At 52.1% G+C, this 242-nt stretch carries 1 protein-coding gene; it reads left to right on the forward strand.

Annotated features, from left to right (window positions below):
- Positions 1-14 precede the first annotated feature (14 nt).
- The coding region (locus KVT27_RS25920; protein WP_254636308.1) for a DUF6454 family protein at positions 15-242 on the forward strand (228 nt) is incomplete at its 3' end.

A 242-nucleotide genomic window follows, 5' to 3' on the forward strand; every position in this document is an offset into this window, starting at 1 on the left:
TTCGCAGCAGTGGCTTGTTCTACCTATCATCCGTAGAGCTGCTGGAGGCACCTGTTAGTTTCACTAATGCCAATCAGGGCTACAGCCGCACGGAAGGCAAGGGCATTGGGCACTTATATGTGATGGATGAAAGAGGTCAGCTTCTTCACGACATTCAGATCGGGGAAGGGACGATGTACCATCCAGGGGGCATTGATACGGACGGACACTATATCTGGATTCCAGTTGCAGAATACCGGCCG

Origin of the sequence: Lysinibacillus sp. GbtcB16 (assembly GCF_019091145.1) — a bacterium.
Classification (GTDB): Bacteria; Bacillota; Bacilli; order Bacillales_A; family Planococcaceae; genus Lysinibacillus; species Lysinibacillus fusiformis.